Here is a 20,256-nt window from a genome sequence, read left to right as displayed (position 1 = left end):
TGGCCCCGGCTCGCTACCGGTCGGCGGCTCGGCCGGGCAGGGATGGGAGAAGTGCTACGTCCTCGGGAAGGAGAGCGCCCGCGCTCGGAGGCGCGAACCGCGCCCCAATCACCGGCGATCACCCCCGAGCGACAACCACTGGTCGCGCCTGACACGCATCACGCACAACCTGCCGGACAGGCTCCGCCGCAGCGGAGACCCCCCTGTCCAGGACCCGGCGCCACTGCCGCCGGCTCCTGCTCGGTGGGGACCCACGAACATCCGTTGCCCCGGCTGGCTGTCGGGTACGGCGTTGGACCGAGCGTGGCCGATCGTGGTGCATTCTCGCCGCCCCCGCAAGGGGGTTCGTTACTCGCTAGTAACGGCCGGATGACCGATGGGCGCCCCATCGGTCTCGCCCGGCAACTCTTCGTGGCGCAAAAGGAGATGGCAAAACGGTTGAAGCCCGGACAGAACCCGCCGGGTGGAAGCCCTCGACTTACTCCAAGTAACAGCGGCCGCGATTACCAAGATTTGGTAAAGCGCGGCCGCTGTGAGCCCTTGCGGGCGAATCTTTCACGCGGGCATCACAAGCCCGGGCGTTTAGCGACTGGTCAGAACAGGGCCCGCGCGAGCGCCCGGCGCGCCGCGGTCACCCGCGGATCGTCGGCGCCCACGACCTCGAAGAGTTCCAGCAGCCGCAGCCGTGCGGCGTCCCGGTCCTCCCCGGCCGTGCGCTGCACGGTCTCGATGAGCCGCCCGAACGCGTCCTCCACGTGCCCGCCCACCAGATCCAGGTCCGCCGCGGCGATCTGCGCCTGTACGTCACCGGGCCTGTCAGCGGCGTCCTTGCGCACCCGCTGCGGGTCCACGCCGCGCGCCCGCTGCAGCAACTCGGCCTGGGCGAGGCCCAGCTTGGCCTCCGTGTTGCCCGGGTCGTCGCTCAGCACGTTCTTGTACGCCTGGACGGCACCGCCCAAGTCGCCCGCGTCCAGGGCCTGCACGGCGGCCTCGAGGGCCGCGTCGTGGGGCCCCGCCGGGACCCGCGGGGCCGCCGGTGCGGCGCCCGGCTCGGCGTCGGGGTCGACCGCCACACCGGTCAGCCCGAAGCGCTGCTCGGCGACCTCGACGAGCTGGTCGAGGGTCCCGCGGATCTGCTGCTCGGGGGCGGCGCCCTGGAAGAGGGGCAGCGCCTGCCCGGCGACGACGGCGAAGACCGCCGGGATCCCCTGGACCCCGAACTGCTGCATCAGCATCTGGTTGGCGTCGACGTCGATCTTGGCGAGCACGAACCGGCCGTTGTACTCACGGGCCAGCCGCTCCAGGACGGGGCTCAGCTGCCTGCAGGGCTGGCACCACTCGGCCCAGAAGTCGATGACGACCGGCACCTCTGTGGACCGCTGGAGGACATCGCGCTCGAATCCCGCCTCGTCGACGTCGATGACGAGGTCGGCCGGGGAGACCGCCCCTCCCCCGCCCCGCCGGGCCGCGTCGGCGCGCGCCTGCTCCGCCTTCGCCTTCGCCTCCTGGGCTGCCTTCACCGCGGCGAGGTCGACGACTCCGCTCATGGACATGTTCCGTGGCTGCATGAGTACATCCTCCCCCCTTCCGTACGCCACTGTGAAAAGCGCTGTGAAAGCCGCGCCCCCGGGTCGCCTTCCACGCCGGGTCCCCACCCTGCGCCCGTGGTCGTCGCCGGCGCACGCGCCGTCCCGGGCGGCGCCCACACTTTCGCTACGAGTCGTAGCGTAATGCCCCGCGGGGGTCGCCGCGACCCGTACCCCGGTGATCTCCCTCACGACTTCACACGACGCACGGATACGGCCACCGGCGCGGCCGGTTATGGTCACTGACATGCATGGCAGTACTCCCGCCCCCCGCACGGGGCGCCCGCGCAGCGCCGCCGCGGACGCAGCGATCCTGGCGGCGACGCGGGAGGCGCTGGTCGAGCTGGGCTGGTCGAAGCTCACCCTGCAGGACGTGGCGACGCGGGCGCGCGTCGCCAAGACGACGCTCTACCGCCGCTGGGCGGGCAAGAGCGAACTCGTGGTGGACGCGGTGGCGGCCCTCTTCGACGAACTGGAACTGCCCGACCGGGGCAGCCTGGCCGCGGACATCGAGGGCGTGGTGCTGCAGTTCGCGGCCATCCTCGACCGCCCGGAGGCCAGGAGCGGGCTGATGGCGGTCGTGGCGGAGTCGACCCGGGACGAGGCGCTGCGCGAACGCATCCGCGCCTCGATCGTCGACCGGCAAAAGCGTCTGGTCCTGGAGGGCCGGGCACGCGCGACGACGCGCGGCGAACTGCCCGCCGAGACCGGCCCGGAGGACGCGGACCGCACCGTCGGCCTGATCTTCGACATGGTGGCGGGCGCGGTGGTCCACCGCACGCTGGTGAGCGCCGAACCCGTCGACGAGGACTGGGCCCGGCGGTTCACCGCGGTGCTGCTGGGCGGGCTGGCGTCGGCCGGCGCCTGACGGCACCGGTGCCGGACCCCCGCTTGAGTGACATGTCACCGTCACGATGACAGGCATCTACTCGCATAGATCCGTACGGATCCGCGTGATGTGTCCGTCGCAGGTTCATCCTGGCACCACCCCGCCGGCAGTGCGTCCCGGACCACTCGCTTCCGGGAGGATCGACCCACGTGAGACCCCGCCGCACCCGACGGCACCGCGCCGTCACCGCCGTCGCCGCATCCCTGCTGGCCCTGTGCGCCGGCCAGGCCCTCGGCGAACGGCGCCCGCGGCAACGGCTGGACGACCGCGGGGCCCTACTTCGTGCAGCAGTTCCGAGGCGCACCGGAGCGCGCACGGCACCACCACGGAACGGGCCGGCCGGACGGGGTTCCCGCCGGCCCCTTCGTCCCCGCGGCGGCCTCCGGCGACCGCCCGCGCCCCCCGCCGCGACCGCCCGCCGTCCGGCCGTCAGAACTGCGCGGGCTCGATGTAGCCGCCCCACTCGTCCCGCAGCGCCCCGCAGATCTCCCCGAGCGTCGCCTCGGCCCTGACGGCCTCCAGCATCGGCCCGATCATGTTCGATCCGTCGCGCGCGGCGACGAGCATCGCGTCCAGCGCCGAACGCACGGCCGCGTCGTCGCGGGCCGCCTTCCGCTCGCCCAGCACCCGCACCTGTTCCCGCTCCACCTCGTGGCTGACCCGCAGGATCTCCAGGTCCCCGGTGACCGACCCGGTGTGGACGTTCACGCCCACCACCTTCTTGTCGCCCTTCTCCAGCGCCTGCTGGTAGCGGAACGCGGACTCGGCGATCTCGCCCGTGAACCAGCCGTCCTCGATGCCCCGCAGGATCCCGGAGGTGATCGGCCCGATCGGGTGCCGACCGTCGGGATGCGCCCGCAGGCCGCGCTCCTTGATCTGGTCGAAGATCTTCTCCGCGTCCGCCTCGATCCGGTCCGTGAGCTGCTCCACGTACCACGAACCGCCCAGCGGGTCCGCGACGTTGGCGACCCCGGTCTCCTCCATGAGCACCTGCTGGGTCCGCAGCGCGATCTCCGCCGCCTGCTCGCTGGGCAGTGCCAGCGTCTCGTCCAGCGCGTTGGTGTGCAGGGAGTTCGTCCCGCCCAGCACCGCCGCCAGCGCCTCCACCGCCGTGCGCACCACGTTGTTGTAGGGCTGCTGCGCGGTCAGTGAGACACCGGCCGTCTGTGTGTGGAAGCGCAGCCACTGGGCCTTCTCGCTCCTGGCCCCGTACACGTCGCGCATCCAGCGCGCCCAGATGCGGCGCGCCGCCCGGAACTTGGCGATCTCCTCGAAGAAATCGACGTGCGCGTCGAAGAAGAAGGACAGGCCGGGGGCGAAGACGTCCACGTCGAGGCCGCGGCTGAGCCCCAGCTCCACGTACCCGAACCCGTCCGCCAGGGTGTACGCCAGCTCCTGGGCGGCCGTCGCGCCCGCCTCCCGGATGTGGTAGCCGGAGACGGACAGCGGCTTGTAGGCGGGGATGCGGGCCGCGCAGTGCTCCATCAGGTCGCCTATCAGCCGCAGGTGCGGCTCGGGCTGGAAGAGCCACTCCTTCTGGGCGATGTACTCCTTGAAGATGTCGGTCTGCAGCGTGCCGTTCAGCACGGCCGGATCGACGCCCTGCCGCTCGGCGGCGACCAGGTACATGCAGAAGACGGGGACGGCCGGACCGCTGATCGTCATGGAGGTCGTGACGTCACCCAGCGGGATGTCCTTGAACAGCACCTCCATGTCCGCCGCCGAGTCGATCGCGACACCGCAGTGCCCGACCTCGCCGAGGGAGCGCGGGTCGTCGGAGTCGCGGCCCATGAGGGTCGGCATGTCGAAGGCGACGCTCAGACCACCGCCTCCGGCCTCCAGGATCATCTTGTAGCGCTCGTTCGTCTGCTCGGCGTTGCCGAAGCCGGCGAACTGGCGGATCGTCCATGTCCGCCCTCGGTAGCCGGTCGGATACAGACCGCGGGTGAACGGGTACTCACCCGGCCAGCCGATCCGTTCGAAGCCCTCGTAGGCATCCCCGGGCCGCGGTCCGTACACCGGCTCCACGGGGTCGCCCGAGAGCGTGGTGAAGTCTGCCTCGCGCTTGCGGGAGGCGTCATATCGGGCCTGCCAGCGTCGGCGGCCCTCCTCGATGGCTTCAGCGTCCATACCCTCGAATTTACTAGGACGTCCAAGTAAATGTCGACGGCAGACCGCCGTACGCGTCACCGTACGGCGGTCCGGGCCGGCCTCAGGCCTCGGCGACCGCGGGCGAACCGTCCGCGATCCTGGCCTCCAGCTCGTGGCTGACCTTGCGCTCCACGAAGAAGGCCGCCGTGGGAATCGTCCCCGCCAGCAGCACCCACAGCTGCTTGCCGACCGGCCACTTCGCCTTGGAGCCGAGGTCGAAGGCGAAGACCAGGTAGACGACGTAGAGCCAGCCGTGCGCGATACCGACGACGCGGGTGAAGTCCGCGGCGCCGTTCACGTCCAGCACGTACTTGGCGATCACACCGAGGGTCAGCAGGACCAGCAGCACACCGGTGACGTAGGCCATCACGCGGTAGCGGGTCAGCACGCTCTTTTTCATGGCTACGAGCGTAACCGCCGTTTTGGGGGGATCTTCGGGCACCCCGGCGCGGCGCGTGCCGCGCCTACTCCGGCTCGAAGTCACCCGCGGCGACACGCAGCGGGCGCAGCATCGCGAAGATCTCGGCGCACTCCTCCGCGTCGTACACGCCGAGCCCGAAGTCCATCGCCATCAGGTCCCGGGTGGCCGCGTCGCAGACCTCGCGGCCCTTGTCGGTGATGGAGGCGAGGGTGCCGCGGCCGTCGTTGGGGTTGGGCCGCTTGGCGACGAGGCCCGACCGCACGAGCCGGTCGACCGTGTTCGTGACGGACGTGGGGTGCACCATGAGCCGCTCACCGATCTTGGACATCGGCAGCTCGCCCGCCTTGGAGAAGGTGAGCAGCACCAGCGCCTCGTACCGCGCGAAGGTCAGCCCGTACGGTTTCACGACCGCGTCCAGCTCGGCGAGCAGGATCTGCTGGGCCCGCATGATCGAGGTGATCGCGGCCATGGACGGCACGCTTCCCCACCGCTGCTTCCAGTGCTCGTCGGCGCGGGCGATGGGGTCGAAGGACAGGCTGAGGGGCTTCGGCACGGAATCGACCTTACCGGCCGGTCACATGGTGGTCAGCCCTGTCTCGCGTTTCGGTCGGCCCGTCCCGCGCTCCGGTCCTCCCCCGCCACCGTGCGCCGCGCCTCCGCGGCCGGGGACCACGGCACCACGTGCGCGCCGCGCGCGGCGCCGCAGCCGGGGCGAAGCCGCGGTTCCTAGGGGCGCGACGCCCGCCGCAGCGCGTGCCGGACCGCCCGCCCGGCCACCGGGCCCAGGTCGTCCAGCGCCGCCACCAGGGACGCGAGCTGGTCCAGGGCGCCCAGCGCCGAGCGCGCCCCCCGCGCGTCGACCCCCTCGTAGAGCTCGATCCCGACGAAGGACGCCGACACCGCGCGTGCGAGCCCTCCCGCGTCGGCGAACCCGGCCAGCGGCGTCGGCGCCAGCACCCGCACCAGCACCTGCTCGATCTCAGCGATCCACAGGTCGAGACCCGCTGCCGTCGCCGACGCCAGACGGGGATGGGTCTGGGCGCCGGCCAGCAGCTGCCCGAGGACCGCCACCTGCCCCGCCGCCTTCTCCTCCTCGTGCATCTGCCGCCCGAACGCGAGGAGTTCGGCGAGCGAGCCGATCCGGTCGAGCCGGTCCCGGTAGCGCTCCACCCGCTGCTCCGTCCCGTACCGGCACGCCGCCGCCAGCAGTTCGTCCACCGAGCCGAAGTGGTAGAAGACCAGCGCCTGGTTGACCCCGGCGGCCGCCGCGATCGTACGGGCCGAGGCTCCGGCGATCCCCTGCTCGGTGAGCGTACGCAACGCCCCCTCCAGCAGCTTCACCTTGGTCGCCCCGCTCACGCCCTGGCCTCCTCCCGCACCGGCCGCAGCCCGGGACGCACCCCGCACGCGCCGACGTCGGCGTACGACGCGGTGAAGGATCCCTCGTAGCCGAACAGCGGCCCGGCGTACCGGTTCACCACCCGCACCCGGATCCGGAAGCGCCCCGTGGACTCGTCGAACGACTCCCTCACCTCCGCCTCCCCGCCGATCAGGCCGGGCACCCGCACGTCCACCGGCCCCTCCCGGAAGCGGTGTTCGCCGGAACGGATCAGCAGCGCCCCGTCCCGCTCCGCCCGAAAGTGCAGGTCGCTCGCGAGGTGCTGATGTGTGCCCAGGTAGTCCAGGACCCGGTCGCCCTTCGGGCTCAGCACCATCTGGGCGTCGAAGCGGCGTGCGCGGCCGGGCAGATGGAAGGTGCGCACGAAGGTCACGGTCTCCCGGCCGCAGGTGTCGGTGTACGGCACGTTCTCGATGGTGAAGGGAACGTCGCGTCCCTCCTCGGGGACGAGGATGTGGCGGGTGCCGCCGAGCGCCAGGAACGGTTTCACCCAGCGTCCGCCGTGCCAGATGCGGTCCATCACCCCGCGCCCGGTGCATGCCTCGCCGCTCGCCAGGCCCACGGAGAACCGTCGCCGTAGCTGCGGGTGCAGCCGCTCGAAGTCGGCGCCCATCGCCCGCCGGAAGATCGAGGTCATGACTGCCCCTCCAGGGTGGCGAGGAGTCGCGGCGCACACACGCGTGTGGGCGGGGTGCGCAGACAGCGCCGCGCGGCCGGGGTGTGCGGCGAGGGCGCGGCGAACAGGGCCAGCGAGACGGCGACGGTCAGCAGCAGCGGGCACAGGTAGGCGAGGGCCGGCGTCAGGGGGCCGAACACCCGGACGGCGGAGTCCACCATGCCGAGGCCCGTGCAGCCGACGGCGAGGACGAGCGCCCGCACCGCCAGCTCGGCCAGCCAGTTCCGCCGTGCCCGCTCGGGTGTGATCCCCCGCTCCAGCCACAGCCGCAGCCGGTCGAAGGACCAGGCGGTCGCCCAGCCCATCAGCGGGCGGAAGAAGAACCGGTCCGCGAGGGCGCCCGCACGGCCCCAGCGCGGCCGGTAGTCGTATCCGGTGAGGAAGCGGACGCCGTCGCCGTCGGGGACGTAGCGCCAGTAGCCGCTCCCCTCGGCGAGCAGGGACAGCGGGTGCGGCGAGGAGAAGCGCAGCGCGGAGGTGCGTGTCCCGTCCGGCCGTGCTCTCTCCCCGGCCGACACCCCGGTGCCGGAGACCGTCAGGAAGGGCAGAACGCGCGTGGCGTACCGGAACCGCTGCGGTTGCCCCTCCGAGCGCGGAAGGAGGTCGATCTCGGTGAAGCGGAGGTCCCAGCGCCGGTGCTGCGCGGGGTCCTGGGTCCGTGCCCACAGTTCGTCGAGGTCGCCGCGTATGTGCGCCTCTATGTAGAGCCCCATTGCGAATCCCCCATCTCAACGGCCCTGTTTGAGCAATCGCTCAAGCAAGTGCCCCGACCCTACAGGAGAGTTGAGCGGTCGCTCAAACACCTGGCACGCGAGGACCGGAACACAGGAAGACCGGAACACAGGAGGACCGGACAGCACCTGGGCATGAGAAAACCCCGGCCCTGAGGACCGGGGCCGGGTGCCGCGGCGCTCCGCCGCCGGACGGGTGTCACTCCGACAGGTACCGCTCCACCGTCGCCACCTTCGAGGTGAGGCCGTCCGTCACACCGGGGCGGATGTCCGCCTTCAGGACGAGCGAGACCCGAGGCGCGCGCGCCTCGACCGCCGCCACGGCCCGCTTCACGACGGCCATCACCTCGTCCCACTCGCCCTCGACCGAGGTGAACATCGCGTCGGTACGGTGCGGCAGGCCCGACTCCCGTACGACCCGGACGGCGTCGGCGACGTACTCCCCCACGTCCTCGCCGACGCCCAGCGGTGTCACCGAAAACGCGACGATCACGCGTTCACGATCCCTTCCTTGCGGGCGCGGGCGGCGATGACGGCGTCCTCGGCCTCACGGCGCAGCCTGCGCTCGGCGAAGAAGCCGCCCGTCGGCAGCACGGAGAGGACGAAGTAGACCAGCCCGGTCCGCACGGACCACTTGGCGCGGTTCCAGGCGTCCGCCCAGAAGATCACATACAGGATGAACAGGACTCCGTGGATCGAGCCCATGACGGGGACCGCGTCGAAGTCCGTCGTGCGCTTGAGCACCGAGCAGACGAGCAGCAGCAGGAAGGAGACGGCCTCGGGGGCCGAGACCAGACGGAGGCGGCGGAGGGCGGTGGCGGTCTTTATGTCCACGGGTCACCTTCGGTGGGGGATCGTCGACGCCTTGTGAACACAGGCACAAGAGCCCGCCCATTGTGACACCCGGCGCCCGCCGGACCGGGCAGGGGGGTGCGGCGCGGCGTGCCCCGCGGGGACCGCCCCGACAGCCCTCCGGGTCCCGCCGGGGCGGGGATCCGCCCGGGATCTGTCCGCTCCGCCCGCCCGGCGGTTACCGTCACCCCGTGGCGATGTTCCGACTCCAAGGCAGCAAGGTGCTGGCCGTCGACATGACCGGGGACGCCGTGAAGGCGAAGAACGGCTCCATGGTCGCGTACGACGGGCAGATGGCCTTCAAGAAACTCAGCGGCGGCGGCGAGGGGATCCGGGGAATGGTGACCCGGCGGCTCACCGGCGAGCAGATGACCGTGATGGAGGTGAAAGGTCAGGGAACCTGCTGGTTCGCCGACCGGGCCTCCGAGATCAACCTCGTGAACCTCCGGGGGGACAAGCTGTACGTCGAGTCGAGCAACCTGCTCGTGACGGACGCCGGCCTGCGCACGGGCACGACGTTCACCGGCCTGCGCGGCGCCTCGCAGGGCAACGGCCTGTTCACCACGACGGTCGAGGGCCACGGACAGGCGGCGATCATGTCGGACGGCCCCGCGGTGGTACTGCGGGTGAGCGCGCAGTACCCGCTGACCGTCGACCCGGGCGCGTACATCGCGCACCAGGGCAACCTGCGCCAGTCGTTCCAGTCCGGTGTGACGTTCCGCACGTTGCTCGGCGAGGGCGGCGGCGAGGCGTTCCAGATCCGCTTCGAGGGGGACGGACTGGTCTACGTCCAGCCCAGCGAGCGCAACACGATCGCGGGGGATCTCTGACATGGGCTTCCGCGAAGTGAACTCGAAGATGATCGAGGCGACGGTGCTGCCCGGACAGCGGCTGTACAGCCAGCGGGGCGCGATGCTCGCCTACAAGGGCGAGGTCTCCTTCACCCCCAACGTCCAGGGCGGCCAGGGCGGGATCATGTCGATGATCGGCCGCCGTGTCGCGGGCGAGGCGACGCCCCTGATGACGGTCGAGGGCAACGGCACGGTGCTGTTCGGGCACGGCGGCCACCACATCCAGGTGATCGGCCTCACCGGCGACACGCTGTACGTGGAGGCGGACCGCCTGCTCGCCTTCGAGGGCACCTTGCAGCAGGGAACGATGTTCATGGGCTCGCAGGGCGGCGTCATGGGCATGGTGCGCGGCCAGGTCACCGGCCAGGGGCTGTTCACGACCACCCTCAAGGGGCACGGCGCGGTCGCCGTCATGGCGCACGGCGGTGTCTTCGATGTGCCGATCACCCCGCAGCGCCCGGTCCACGTGGACCCGCAGGCGTACGTCGCGCACCACGGCGACGTCCGCAACAAGTTGTCCACGGCGCTCGGCTGGCGCGAGATGGTGGGCCGGGGCTCCGGCGAGGCGTTCCAGCTGGAGCTGAGCGGCAGTGGTGTGGTGTACGTCCAGGCGTCGGAGGAGAAGCTGTGACCACCTACCCGGGCGCCGGTCCTGTCATCCACGACCCGATGACCCTGCCGGCCGACGACAACGTGAACGCGTACACCTTCTGCGTGGAGCTGAAGGGGAGCCAGTGGTTCCTGCAGAAGGGCAAGATGATCGCCTACTACGGCTCGATCGAGTTCAACGGCATCGGGCACGGCCGTCTCGACCACCTCGTCCGCGCCTCCTTCCATTCGCCACTGCACGCGAGCGACTGGGTGGTGGCGGAGGGCTCGGGCAAGATGCTCCTCGCCGACCGGGCCTTCGATGTGAATTCCTATGACCTGGACGACGGCAACCTGACCATTCGCTCGGGCAACCTTCTCGCTTTTCAGCCAAGTCTCTCGCTCAAGCAGTCGATCATTCCCGGCTTTCTGACGCTGATCGGAACCGGCAAGTTCGTGGCCGCGTCCAACGGTCCGGTGGTGTTCATGGAACCCCCGATCCGGGTGGACCCGCAGGCCCTGGTCGGCTGGGCCGACTGCCCCTCCCCGTGCCACCACTACGACCATGCGTACCTGACCGGCGTATGGGGCGGCCTGCGTGCGATGACGGGCCTCGGAGGGGCCTCCGGGGAGGAGCACCAGTTCGAGTTCGTCGGGGCGGGCACGGTACTGCTCCAGTCCTCGGAGGCGCTCATGGCGGAGCAGGCCACGGGAGCGGTGCCGCAGGAGCCGGGCGTGCCGGGCGGTGGGGCGCCGGGCCACCAGGGATCGCATCCGGGAACACCGGGCACACCGCGCCTTCCCGGACAGCTGGGGGACCTCCAGCGTCGCTTCGGTCTGTGAGCGGTAGTCTGCGGAGTGTGACGTCGAACGCGTGCGCGCAGTCACACCACCCGTACTAGTTCGCCATTCAACCTTTTAGGTAGACTTCATTCATGGAGACCGAGACGGCCACGCGCTGGCTGACCGATGCGGAGCAGTGCGCCTGGCGCACCCACCTGGAGGTCAACAGGCTGTTGACGTACCAGCTCGAAAGGGACCTGCAGCCGTTCGGCCTGACAATGAACGACTACGAGATCCTGGTGAACCTCTCGGAGTCGGAGGGCGTACGGATGCGCATGAGCGACCTCGCGGCCGCCACGCTCCAGTCCAAGAGCCGGCTGTCGCACCAGATCACGCGCATGGAGAACGCGGACCTGGTACGCCGCGAGAACTGCGAGTCCGACCGCCGGGGCCTGTACGCGGTCCTGACGGAACACGGCATGGAGACGATGAAGAAGGTCGCGCCCCACCACGTGGGGTCCGTGCGGCGCCACTTCATCGACCTGTTGTCCCCGGACGACCTGGAGCAGCTGCACAAGTCGCTGCGCCCGATCGCGGAGCATCTGCGGGGGCAGCGGGGCAAGCCGTAGCGTCCCCGCAGCGCGGGGCGCGGGACATCGGCGCGCCCCGCCCTCCGCGGCGGTCTCCCCCTCCGCGTGGGCCGCGTTCCTCGGGCGCCCGCGGGGAACTGACCGCTCCGTACGGCCGTCGGCCCGGGGGTGCGACGCGCCCCCGGGCCGGTGATGCAGGCCGCAGGTACCGCGGCCCGTCCTCGTCCGCCCCGCTTCTCAAGGTCCGGTGCGGTCCCGGGGCCCTGCGCCGGGACCGCGGTGCGGACGGGGCCGGCTCACCGGCGCCCGTCGGGCTCCGGCTCCGGGCACCCGGCCTCGATCGGGCGAGTCACCTCGCCCACCCGTGCCGCCCGCCGGTCCCGCCAGGCGCCGGGTACGCCCCTCAGCGACACCAGGCCCGCAGTGAGCGCCGCGCCTCCCGACACCGCGAAGCACACCCCCAGCGGCAGATGCGCGAGCAGCGTCCCCGCCGTCGCCGAGCCAGCCGAACTGCCCGCGTTGACGGCCGTGTTGACCCAGGCGCCGGCCTGGGTGCGAAAGCCCGGCGGAGCGGACTTGTCCGCGATCAGGTACGCCGTCGTCAGGATCGGGGCGACGAACAGGCCCGCGCAGGCCATGACCGCGATGAGGACGCCGGGTCCGGACGCGAGGCCCGCGGCGGCCAGGGTGAGCCCCAGGGCGGCTGCCAGCAGGGGCAGCCGGATCCGTGCGGGGGTTCGCCAGCTGACGGCGCCGTTCACCAGTCCGCCCACCGCGCTGCCCGCCGACAGAGCCGCGAGGACCCAGGCCACCACGACGTCGCCGTGCCGCCCCAGGTCGGCGAAGGCCACGACCAGCAGGTCGACGGCACCGAGCGACAGCCCGGCCCCGGCGGCCACGGCCACGGCCACGGCCACGGCCACGGGCTGGGCGATGGTCAGACCGCCGCGCGACCTCACCGCACGGCGGTACCGGGCGGACGCCGGCCGCGCGCGGGCGACGGCCGGGGAGGCGGCGAAGGCGGCGGTGCCCGCCCCGATGAGGAGCGCGCTCAGCGCCACCCCCGCGGCGGGTGGCGCCACCTGGACCACGGCGCCCACGATCAACGGCCCGGAGACGAAGAGGATCTCCTCGGCAACCGCGTCCAGGCTGTAGGCCCGCTGCAACCGCTCGCCGTCCTGGAGGAGTTCGCTCCACACGGCACGCATCGTGGGCCCCAGAGGGGGCGTGCAGGCGCCCGCCGCGACGGCGACCCCGGCCACGGCGGCGGACGGTGCCCCGGGACGCCAGCTGACGGCGGCCAGCAGGGCGAGGAGCGCCGCGTGGAGGCATGCCATGGGAACGAGCGCCCTGCGCGCCCCGCACCGGTCGACGAGCGCCGCCCTGGCGGGCGACAGGAACACGCTGGCGGCCCCGAACAGGGCCAGGGCCGTCCCCGCGACGGCGTAGGACCCGGTCGCCCGGGTCACGGACAGCATCACGGACAGGGAGACGGGTCCCGTACGACAAGCGGCCGACGAGGGCGGCGACAAACGTACGGCGGGCGTACGGGACACGGAGAACGGCGGCGTACGAGGGCCGCACCGAAGAAGGCGTGGGCACGCTGAAGTTCCTCGAAGGAGAGGCAGGGAAGGGACGCCTGAGTTCCGCGATGACCGCAGCCGGACGCTGCTCGTCGATCGCGGACCTGGGCGGCCGCTATGCCAAGAGGAGGAACATGCGGGTCAGGCTACCGACGCCGGGCGGGCGCCGACCACAGGTTTTCCCGTCAGCCTGACCGGCCTGTACGTCAACCCTGCGTCAGCCCCGCCACGAGTTCGTCGGCCGCCCGGTACGGATCCAGCCGTCCCGCCACGATCCGCTCCGCCAGCGCGCCCAGCCGGCGGTCGCCGTGCAGGTCGCCGATCCTCTCCCGCAGGGCCGTCACCGCGATCGTCTCGACCTCGCGGGCGGCACGGGCCAGCCGGCGCTCCGCCAGCACCCCGCGCTCCTCCATCCACGCCCGGTGCTTCTCCAGCGCCTCGACGACCTCGTCGACGCCCTCGCCGCGCGCCGCGACCGTCTTCACGATCGGCGGGCGCCAGTCGCCCGGGGCGCGGGACTCCCCCAGGCCCAGCATGTGGTTGAGCTCGCGCGCGGTCGCGTCCGCGCCGTCGCGGTCGGCCTTGTTGACGACGTACACGTCGCCGATCTCCAGGATGCCCGCCTTCGCCGCCTGGATGCCGTCGCCCATCCCGGGGGCCAGCAGGACGACCGAGGTGTCCGCCTGGGAGGCGATCTCGACCTCCGACTGGCCGACGCCCACCGTCTCCACCAGGATCACGTCGCAGCCCGCGGCGTCCAGCACCCGGATCGCCTGCGGTGCGGCCCAGGCGAGGCCGCCCAGGTGCCCGCGCGTCGCCATCGAGCGGATGTACACGCCGGGGTCCGACGCGTGCTCCGACATGCGCACGCGGTCGCCGAGCAGCGCGCCGCCGGAGAAGGGCGAGGACGGGTCGACGGCCAGGACGCCGACCCGCTTGCCCTGCTTGCGGTAGGCCGTGACGAGGGCCGACGTGGACGTCGACTTGCCTACGCCCGGTGAGCCGGTCAGGCCCACCACATAGGCTCCGCCGGTCAGCGGCGCGAGCGCCGCCATGACCTCCCTGAGCTGCGGGGACGCCCCCTCGACCAAGGAGATCAGCCGGGCCACGGCACGTGGCCTGCCTTCCCTGGCCTGGGCAACCAGCGAGGAGACGTCCTGCATCACAGCTCCGTTCGAGTAGAAACGTACAGAAATGCTCAGGCCTTGGGTACCCGCACGATCAGTGCGTCGCCCTGACCGCCGCCGCCGCACAGCGCGGCCGCGCCGACACCGCCGCCGCGCCGCTTGAGCTCCAGAGCCAGGTGGAGCACGAGCCGGGCGCCGGACATGCCGATCGGGTGCCCAAGGGCGATCGCACCGCCGTTGACGTTCACCTTTTCGGCGGAAACGCCCAGGTCCTTCATTGACTGCACGGCAACCGCCGCGAACGCCTCGTTGATCTCGATCAGGTCGAGGTCCGAGACCTCCAGGCCCTCCTTCTTCAGGGCGTGCAGGATCGCGTTCGACGGCTGCGACTGCAGGGAGTTGTCCGGACCGGCCACATTGCCGTGGGCGCCGATCTCCGCGATCCAGTCCAGGCCCAGTTCCTCCGCCTTGGCCTTGCTCATCACGACCACGGCCGCCGCGCCGTCCGAGATCTGCGAGGAGGTACCGGCGGTGATCGTGCCGTCCTTGCTGAACGCAGGACGCAGCTTGCCCAGCGACTCCACCGTCGTCTCGCCGCGGATGCCCTCGTCCTGGCTGAAGACGACCGGCTCGCCCTTGCGCTGGGGAACCTCGACCGGAGTGATCTCCGCCTCGAAGACGCCGTTCTTCTGCGCCGCGGCGGCGCGCTGGTGGGACAGGGCCGCGATCTCGTCCTGCTCCTGGCGGCCGATGCCGAGGCGTGTGTTGTGCTTCTCGGTGGACTCGCCCATCGCGATGCCCTCGAAGGAGTCGGTCAGACCGTCGTACGCCATCGCGTCGATCATCTGGACCGCACCGTACTTGAAGCCCTCGCGGGACTTCGGCAGCAGGTGGGGGGCGTTGGTCATGGACTCCTGGCCACCCGCGACGATCACGTCGAATTCACCCGCGCGGATCAGCTGGTCGGCCAGCGCGATGGCGTCGAGGCCGGACAGGCAGACCTTGTTGACGGTCAGGGCCGGAACGCTCATCGGGATGCCCGCCTTGACGGCGGCCTGCCGCGCCGGGATCTGCCCCGCCCCGGCCTGCAGCACCTGGCCCATGATGACGTACTGCACCTGGTCGCCACCGATTCCCGCACGGTCGAGGGCGGCCTTGATCGCGAAGCCGCCGAGGTCGGCTCCGGAGAAGGATTTCAGCGAGCCGAGCAGCCGCCCCATCGGAGTGCGGGCACCCGCGACGATGACGGATGTCGTGCTGTTCGTTGCAGACATGAGGTGCGATCCCCTTCCAGCTTGCACAGCTGAGGAGTGAACGAGGGTTTACCTCGAATGTACTGATGCGCGGTCCACCCCGTCATCGGGCTGTCGGTGTGATCGCGCGCACGTTGCGTAACCAGGCGTGGGACGCTGCACTGAGTTCATGCTGACGCGAATCGACCACATCGGGATCGCCTGTTTCGATCTCGAGAAGACCGTTGAGTTCTACACCTCCACCTACGGCTTCTCCGTCTTCCACACCGAGGTCAACGAGGAGCAGGGCGTGCGCGAGGCCATGCTCAAGATCAACAACACGGACGACGGCGGCGCCTCCTACCTCCAGCTGCTCGAGCCCATCCGCGAGGACTCCACCGTCGCGAAGTGGCTCGCCAAGAACGGCGAGGGCGTCCACCACATCGCCTTCGGCACGGCCGACGTGGACGCGGACGCCGCGGCCGTCAAGGACAAGGGCGTCCGGGTCCTGTACAAGGAGCCACGGCGCGGCTCCATGGGGTCGCGGATCACCTTCCTGCACCCGAAGGACTGCCACGGAGTTCTGACGGAACTGGTCACTTCGGCGGCTGTTGAGTCACCTGAGCACTGACTCCCGTACATAGGGGCCGGTAGGGTTGGGGCGGTCGCCGCTCCACCAGGGCGACCGGGTCCCGCCTGACCGGTGGGACCTGTGTCCGGGGTCCGGGTTTCGGGGGACGAGCGTCGGGGCAACAGCCCATGCTCCGTCGTTGATCTGACACCATTCCCCGGGGGCCCCGTTCGGCGGATGGACGGAGCTCGTTCGGAGAAGCTTGCGACCAGGGGACGGATGGGACCGCGCAGTGCGGGGCTACGAACGCCAGGAGCGAGAGCCGGCGGCTGACGTCGACCACCTCTCTCGGTTCGAGGCCGAGATGGAGCGGCTGAAGACCGAGCGGGAAAAGGCGATCCAGCACGCCGAGGACCTCGGCTACCAGGTCGAGGTACTGCGCGCCAAGCTGCACGAGGCGCGCCGCACGCTCATGTCCCGCCCCGCGTACGACGGGGCCGACATCGGCTACCAGGCCGAGCAGATGCTCCGCACGGCGCAGATGCAGGCGGACCAGCTGCGCGCGGACGCCGAGCGCGAGCTGAGCCAGGCCCGCGCGCAGACGCAGCGCATCCTGCAGGAGCACGCGGAGCAGGCCGCCCGCCTCCAGGCGGAGCTGCACGCGGAGGCGGTCGCCCGCCGCCAGCAGCTCGACCAGGAGCTGGCGGAGCGCCGGCAGACCGTCGAGTCGCACGTCAACGAGAACGTGGCGTGGGCCGAGCAGCTGCGCGCCCGCTCCGAGGCCCAGGCCCGCCGTCTCGTCGAGGAGTCGCGCGCCGAGGCCGAGCAGGCGCTCGTCGCCGCCCGCGCGGAGGCCGAGCGGCTCACCGCGGAGGCCAGGCAGCGGCTGCAGAGCGAGGCGGAGGCCGCCCGCGCGGAGGCCGAGCAGCTCCTGCGCCGGGCCCGGACGGACGCCGAGCGGCTGCTGAACGCCGCGTCCATCCAGGCCCAGGAGGCCACCGACCACGCCGAGCAGCTGCGCTCCAGCTCCGCGACCGAGTCGGACGCCGCCCGCCGGCAGGCGACCGAGCTGAGCCGGGCGGCCGAGCAGCGGATGGCCGAGGCGGATGCCGCGCTGCGCGAGGCGCGTGCGGAGGCGGACAAGGTCGTCGCCGAGGCGAAGGAGGCCGCCGCCAAGGCGCTCGCAAACGCCGAGTCGGCCAACGAGCAGCGCACCCGCACCGCCAAGGAGCAGGTCGCCCGGCTGGTCAGCGAGGCCACCAAGGACGCGGAGGCCACCAAGGCCGAGGCCGAGCAGGTGGTCGCCGACGCGCGCACCGAGGCCGAGAAGATCGTCGCGGAGGCCGCGGAGAAGGCCCGCAGCATCACGGCCGAGGAGACCGCCTCCCAGCTGGCCAAGACGGCCCGCACGGCCGAGGACGTCCTCAACAAGGCGTCTCAGGACGCCAAGACGACCACGAAGGCCGCCGCCGAGGAGGCCGAGCGGATCCGCAAGGAGGCCGAGGCCGAGGCGGACCGGCTGCGTGCCGAGGCGCACGACATCGCCGAGCAGCTCAAGGGCGCGGCGAAGGACGACACCAAGGAGTACCGCGCCAAGACGGTCGAGCTGCAGGAGGAGGCGCGCCGGCTGCGCGGCGAGGCCGAGCAGTTGCGCTCCGAGGCGGTCGCCGAGGGCGAGCGGATCCGCTCCGAGGCCCGGCGTGAGGCCGTCCAGCAGATCGAGGAGGCGGCCGAGACCGCCGAGGAACTGCTCGCCAAGGCGAAGGCCGACGCCGACGAGCTGCGCCAGGCGGCCACCTCCGACAGCGAGAAGGTGCGCACCGAGGCCATCGAGCGCGCCTCGATGCTGCGCCGCCAGGCCGAGGACGCCCTGGAGCGCGCCCGCAAGGAGGCCGAGCGGCTGCGCGCCGAGGCCGCCGAGCAGTCCGAGGCGATCAAGGAGGAGGCCGAGCGGGCCGCCCGCGCCCTGCGCGAGGAGACCGAGCGGGCCGTCGAGGCCCGCCGCGCGGAGGCCGGCGAGGAGCTGACCCGGCTGCAGTCCGAGGCCGAGCAGCGGCTCGCCTCCGCCGAGCAGGCGCTGGACGACGCCCGCGCGCAGGCCGAGCGGATCCGCCGCGAGGCCGTGGAGGAGACCGACCGGCTGCGCACCGAGGCCGCCGAGCGCATCCGTACGCTCCAGGCGCAGGCCGAGGCCGAGGCCGAACGGCTGCGCACCGAGGCCGCCTCCGACGCGTCCGCCTCCCGCGCGGAGGGCGAGGCCATCGCCGTGCGTCTGCGGTCGGAGGCGGCGGCCGAGGCCGAGCGGCTCAAGTCGGAGGCTCAGGACACCGCCGACCGGGTACGGGCCGAGGCACAGGCGGCGGCCGAGCGGCTGGGCACCGAGGCCACGGAGACGCTCGCCGCAGCCCAGGAGGAGGCCGCCCGGCGCCGCCGCGAGGCCGAGGAACTCCTCGGCGCCGCGCGTCAGGAGGCCGACCAGGAGCGTGAGCGGGCCCGCGAGCAGAGCGAGGAGCTGCTCGCGGTGGCGCGCGCCCGGGTCGAGGAGGCCCAGGCCGAGGCCGTACGGCTGGTCGAGGAGGCCGACCGGCGCGCGACCGAGATGGTGTCGGCGGCCGAGCAGCACGCCCAGCAGGTGCGGGACTCCGTGGTGGGGTTGCACGAGCAGGCGCAGGAGGAGATCGCCGGCCTGCGCTCCGCCGCCGAGCACGCGGCGGAGCGCAAGCGTACGGAGGCGCAGGAGGAGGCCGACCGGGTCCGCGCCGACGCCTACGCGGAGCGTGAGCGGGCCGCCGAGGACGCCGGCCGCGTCCGGCGGGAGGCCGCCGAGGAGGCGGAGGCCGCCAAGTCGCTCGCGGAGCGGACGGTCTCGGAGGCGATCTCCGAGGCCGAGCGGCTCCGTTCGGACGCCACCGAGCACGCCCAGCGCATGCGGACGGAGGCGTCGGACGCCATCGCCTCCGCCGACCAGGACGCGGCGCGCACGCGCGCGGAGGCCCGCGAGGACGCCAACCGGATCCGGTCGGACGCGGCCACGCAGGCGGACACCCTCATCGCGGAGGCGCGGTCGGAGGCCGAACGGCTCACGGCGGAGACCGCCGCCGAGGCGGAGCGGCTGCGCGCCGAGGCCGCCGAGACGGTCGGGGCCGCGCGGCAGCACGCCGAGCGGATCCGCGCCGAGTCGCGGCGGATCAGGGCCGAGGCCGAGGCGGAGGCCGAGCGGGTCGCCGCGGCCGCGCGCGAGGAGGCCGAGCGCACCCTGGACGAGGCACGCAAGGACGCCAACAGGCGGCGCTCGGAGGCGGCCGAGCAGGTCGACACGCTCATCACGGAGACCGCGTCCGAGGCCGACAAGCTGCTCTCGGAGGCGCAGCAGACCGCACGCAAGACGACGGCGGACGCCGAGGCGCAGGCCGACACGATGGTGGGCGCGGCCCGCAAGGAGGCCGACCGGCTGGTCGCCGAGGCGACGGTCGAGGGCAACTCGCGGGTGGAGCGTGCCCGTACGGACGCGGACGAGCTGCTCATCGGCGCACGCCGGGACGCCACCGCGATCCGGGAGCGCGCCGAGGAGCTGCGCGACCGCCTCACGGCGGAGATCGAGGAACTGCACGAGCGGGCGCGGCGCGAGTCGGCCGAGGCGATGAAGTCGGCGGGCGAGCGGTGCGACGCGCTGGTCAAGGCCGCCGAGGAACAGCTGGCGAAGGCCAAGGCGCAGGCGAAGGAGATCGTCTCGGAGGCGAACTCCGAGGCGGGCAAGGTCCGTATCGCCGCCGTCAAGAAGGCGGAGGGGCTGCTGAAGGAGGCCGAGCAGAAGAAGGCCACGCTCGTCTCCGAGGCCGAGCAGATCAAGGCCGAGGCGATCCGCGAGGCCCGCAAGGCGGTCGAGGAGGGCAGGCGGGAGCTGGAAATCCTGGTGCGCCGGCGCGAGGACATCAACGCGGAGATCTCCCGTGTCCAGGACGTGCTGGAGGCGTTGGAGTCCTTTGAGGCCCCGTCCGTCGGCAAGGACGGGGGCGTCAAGGCGGGCGCCGCCGCGGGTGCGACCCGTTCGGGTGGCAAGGGATCAGAAGGGTAGCCATAACCGCCGATTCTGTGCTTGCCGGGACGATTCGCACGTCCTGTGGCAAGACCTGGGGCCGTCAGCCACCCAAAAGGAGTGTCATTCTCCAGATCAAACACGTATCCGCTCGATGACACGCCGCATTGGCCCCTAGGATTCCCTCTAT

18 protein-coding genes and 1 pseudogene are annotated in these 20,256 nt (G+C 72.1%); 7 read left to right on the top strand and 12 right to left on the bottom strand.

Features of this window, described 5'->3' with window-relative positions; translation table 11 throughout:
• Positions 1-593 precede the first annotated feature (593 nt).
• A complete protein-coding gene (locus ACFSL4_RS31675; protein ID WP_381090560.1) occupies positions 594-1,568 on the bottom strand; it encodes a tetratricopeptide repeat protein in 975 nt (324 codons plus the stop codon).
• Positions 1,569-1,833: 265 nt separating this feature from the next.
• On the opposite strand from ACFSL4_RS31675, the gene ACFSL4_RS31670 reads away from it, so the two are divergent.
• A complete protein-coding gene (locus tag ACFSL4_RS31670; protein WP_381090557.1) occupies positions 1,834-2,454 on the top strand; it encodes a TetR/AcrR family transcriptional regulator in 621 nt (206 codons plus the stop codon).
• Positions 2,455-2,904: 450 nt separating this feature from the next.
• On the opposite strand, the gene ACFSL4_RS31665 is transcribed toward ACFSL4_RS31670, so the two are convergent.
• From ACFSL4_RS31665 to ACFSL4_RS31630, 8 genes are all read right to left on the bottom strand, one after another.
• Complete coding sequence (locus tag ACFSL4_RS31665) at positions 2,905-4,605, bottom strand: acyl-CoA mutase large subunit family protein (RefSeq protein WP_381090554.1); 1,701 nt, start codon at positions 4,603-4,605, stop codon at positions 2,905-2,907.
• Positions 4,606-4,687: 82 nt separating this feature from the next.
• Complete coding sequence (locus ACFSL4_RS31660) at positions 4,688-5,026, bottom strand: DUF3817 domain-containing protein (RefSeq protein WP_381090551.1); 339 nt, start codon at positions 5,024-5,026, stop codon at positions 4,688-4,690.
• A gap of 64 nt (positions 5,027-5,090) precedes the next feature.
• Positions 5,091-5,600 carry a MarR family winged helix-turn-helix transcriptional regulator gene (locus ACFSL4_RS31655; RefSeq protein ID WP_381090548.1) on the bottom strand — a complete coding sequence of 170 codons (510 nt, stop codon included), beginning with the start codon at positions 5,598-5,600 and terminating at the stop codon, positions 5,091-5,093.
• Positions 5,601-5,773: 173 nt separating this feature from the next.
• Positions 5,774-6,406 carry a TetR family transcriptional regulator gene (locus tag ACFSL4_RS31650; RefSeq protein WP_381090545.1) on the bottom strand — a complete coding sequence of 211 codons (633 nt, stop codon included), beginning with the start codon at positions 6,404-6,406 and terminating at the stop codon, positions 5,774-5,776.
• The gene (locus ACFSL4_RS31645) at positions 6,403-7,083 is read right to left on the bottom strand and encodes a DUF4166 domain-containing protein (protein ID WP_381090542.1); all 681 of its coding nucleotides are present in this window, start codon (positions 7,081-7,083) and stop codon (positions 6,403-6,405) included. The genes ACFSL4_RS31650 and ACFSL4_RS31645 overlap by 4 nt, the downstream gene beginning before the upstream one ends.
• On the bottom strand, positions 7,080-7,835 hold the full coding sequence (locus ACFSL4_RS31640) for a hypothetical protein (protein ID WP_381090539.1): 756 nt from the start codon (positions 7,833-7,835) through the stop codon (positions 7,080-7,082). The genes ACFSL4_RS31645 and ACFSL4_RS31640 overlap by 4 nt, the downstream gene beginning before the upstream one ends.
• Positions 7,836-8,052: 217 nt before the next feature.
• Positions 8,053-8,346, bottom strand: coding sequence for an MTH1187 family thiamine-binding protein (locus ACFSL4_RS31635; protein ID WP_381090536.1), 294 nt, complete (start codon positions 8,344-8,346; stop codon positions 8,053-8,055).
• The gene (locus tag ACFSL4_RS31630) at positions 8,343-8,687 is read right to left on the bottom strand and encodes a DUF3817 domain-containing protein (protein ID WP_381090533.1); all 345 of its coding nucleotides are present in this window, start codon (positions 8,685-8,687) and stop codon (positions 8,343-8,345) included. Before ACFSL4_RS31630 ends, ACFSL4_RS31635 begins: the two co-directional genes overlap by 4 nt.
• Positions 8,688-8,902: 215 nt before the next feature.
• Here ACFSL4_RS31630 and ACFSL4_RS31625 point away from each other — a divergent pair, with 215 nt between their 5' ends.
• The 4 genes from ACFSL4_RS31625 (at position 8,903) to ACFSL4_RS31610 (ending at position 11,556) form a co-directional block, all read left to right on the top strand.
• Positions 8,903-9,535 carry an AIM24 family protein gene (locus ACFSL4_RS31625; RefSeq protein WP_381090639.1) on the top strand — a complete coding sequence of 211 codons (633 nt, stop codon included), beginning with the start codon at positions 8,903-8,905 and terminating at the stop codon, positions 9,533-9,535.
• A gap of 1 nt (position 9,536) precedes the next feature.
• Positions 9,537-10,187, top strand: a complete 651-nt coding sequence (locus ACFSL4_RS31620; RefSeq protein WP_381090530.1) for an AIM24 family protein — start codon at positions 9,537-9,539, stop codon at positions 10,185-10,187.
• The gene (locus ACFSL4_RS31615; RefSeq protein ID WP_381090527.1) at positions 10,184-10,987 is read left to right on the top strand and encodes an AIM24 family protein; all 804 of its coding nucleotides are present in this window, start codon (positions 10,184-10,186) and stop codon (positions 10,985-10,987) included. Before ACFSL4_RS31620 ends, ACFSL4_RS31615 begins: the two co-directional genes overlap by 4 nt.
• A 92-nt stretch (positions 10,988-11,079) precedes the next feature.
• Complete coding sequence (locus ACFSL4_RS31610; protein WP_381090524.1) at positions 11,080-11,556, top strand: MarR family winged helix-turn-helix transcriptional regulator; 477 nt, start codon at positions 11,080-11,082, stop codon at positions 11,554-11,556.
• Between the two features lie 257 nt (positions 11,557-11,813).
• Here ACFSL4_RS31610 and ACFSL4_RS31605 read toward each other — a convergent pair.
• The 3 genes and pseudogenes from ACFSL4_RS31605 to ACFSL4_RS31595 all read right to left on the bottom strand — a co-directional run bounded on the left by ACFSL4_RS31605 (position 11,814) and on the right by ACFSL4_RS31595 (position 15,501).
• Positions 11,814-13,119: pseudogene (locus ACFSL4_RS31605) on the bottom strand (MFS transporter).
• A 187-nt stretch (positions 13,120-13,306) separates the two neighbouring features.
• Positions 13,307-14,263, bottom strand: a complete 957-nt coding sequence (meaB, locus tag ACFSL4_RS31600; protein ID WP_381090522.1) for a methylmalonyl Co-A mutase-associated GTPase MeaB — start codon at positions 14,261-14,263, stop codon at positions 13,307-13,309.
• Positions 14,264-14,298: 35 nt separating this feature from the next.
• Entirely contained in the window at positions 14,299-15,501 is a 1,203-nt protein-coding gene (locus ACFSL4_RS31595; protein ID WP_381090519.1) for an acetyl-CoA C-acetyltransferase, read from the bottom strand.
• Positions 15,502-15,649: 148 nt separating this feature from the next.
• Here ACFSL4_RS31595 and mce point away from each other — a divergent pair, with 148 nt between their 5' ends.
• Positions 15,650-16,090, top strand: coding sequence for a methylmalonyl-CoA epimerase (gene mce / locus ACFSL4_RS31590; protein WP_381090516.1), 441 nt, complete (start codon positions 15,650-15,652; stop codon positions 16,088-16,090).
• Between the two features lie 232 nt (positions 16,091-16,322).
• The gene (gene scy / locus ACFSL4_RS31585) at positions 16,323-20,105 is read left to right on the top strand and encodes a polarized growth protein Scy (protein WP_381090513.1); all 3,783 of its coding nucleotides are present in this window, start codon (positions 16,323-16,325) and stop codon (positions 20,103-20,105) included.
• The last annotated feature ends 151 nt before the right edge of the window (positions 20,106-20,256 follow it).

This window comes from Streptomyces caeni (assembly GCF_042678285.1).
Lineage (GTDB): Bacteria > Actinomycetota > Actinomycetes > Streptomycetales > Streptomycetaceae > Streptomyces > Streptomyces caeni.
This window is presented reverse-complemented; position numbering and strand designations above follow the sequence as displayed.

Coding starts and splice junctions, on each gene's coding strand:
- ACFSL4_RS31675 (WP_381090560.1), bottom strand. CDS start 1,568: ATGCAGCCACGGAACATGTCCATGAGCGGAGTCGTCGACCTCGCCGCG.
- ACFSL4_RS31670 (WP_381090557.1), top strand. CDS start 1,834: ATGCATGGCAGTACTCCCGCCCCCCGCACGGGGCGCCCGCGCAGCGCC.
- ACFSL4_RS31665 (WP_381090554.1), bottom strand. CDS start 4,605: ATGGACGCTGAAGCCATCGAGGAGGGCCGCCGACGCTGGCAGGCCCGA.
- ACFSL4_RS31660 (WP_381090551.1), bottom strand. CDS start 5,026: ATGAAAAAGAGCGTGCTGACCCGCTACCGCGTGATGGCCTACGTCACC.
- ACFSL4_RS31645 (WP_381090542.1), bottom strand. CDS start 7,083: ATGACCTCGATCTTCCGGCGGGCGATGGGCGCCGACTTCGAGCGGCTG.
- ACFSL4_RS31640 (WP_381090539.1), bottom strand. CDS start 7,835: ATGGGGCTCTACATAGAGGCGCACATACGCGGCGACCTCGACGAACTG.
- ACFSL4_RS31625 (WP_381090639.1), top strand. CDS start 8,903: ATGTTCCGACTCCAAGGCAGCAAGGTGCTGGCCGTCGACATGACCGGG.
- ACFSL4_RS31620 (WP_381090530.1), top strand. CDS start 9,537: ATGGGCTTCCGCGAAGTGAACTCGAAGATGATCGAGGCGACGGTGCTG.
- ACFSL4_RS31610 (WP_381090524.1), top strand. CDS start 11,080: ATGGAGACCGAGACGGCCACGCGCTGGCTGACCGATGCGGAGCAGTGC.
- meaB (WP_381090522.1), bottom strand. CDS start 14,263: ATGCAGGACGTCTCCTCGCTGGTTGCCCAGGCCAGGGAAGGCAGGCCA.
- ACFSL4_RS31595 (WP_381090519.1), bottom strand. CDS start 15,501: ATGTCTGCAACGAACAGCACGACATCCGTCATCGTCGCGGGTGCCCGC.
- mce (WP_381090516.1), top strand. CDS start 15,650: ATGCTGACGCGAATCGACCACATCGGGATCGCCTGTTTCGATCTCGAG.